Source organism: Tamlana crocina (assembly GCF_012037625.1).
Map to the genome: position 1 here is coordinate 1 of NZ_JAAVJS010000284.1, position 429 is coordinate 429.

At 44.3% G+C, this 429-nt stretch carries 1 protein-coding gene; it reads left to right on the forward strand.

Features of this window, described 5'->3' with window-relative positions; translation table 11 throughout:
* Nucleotides 1-429: ferrous iron transporter B (locus tag HC176_RS16740; RefSeq protein ID WP_167920151.1), on the forward strand; the 429-nt coding region annotated here is incomplete at both ends.

Sequence of the window (429 nt, forward strand, 5' to 3'; positions counted from 1 at the left end):
GTTGTATTCCTTATGGACCGCACCATGAGAAGGTTCGGGTTAAGCGGAAAAAGTGTGGTGCCACTGGTTTCGGGTACTGCCTGTGCCATACCTGCGGTTATGGCCTCAAGAAATATTGAAGATTGGAAAGAGCGGCTAATTACCATCCTGGTAGTGCCTTTTACTACTTGTTCTGCCAGGCTTCCGGTTTACCTCATCATTATTGCACTGGTTATTCCCGAACGCTCCTTTATGGGATTGAACCTACAGGGATTAACTCTTATGCTGTTATACATGCTGGGCTTCGGAATGGCAATATTTTCGGCCTGGGTGCTTCATAAGATCCTCAAGATCAAAAGCAAATCCTATTTCGTTATTGAAATGCCCAATTATAAGGTGCCAATGCTCAAAAATGTCGGGATCAATGTGGTGGAAAAAACCAAAGCCTTT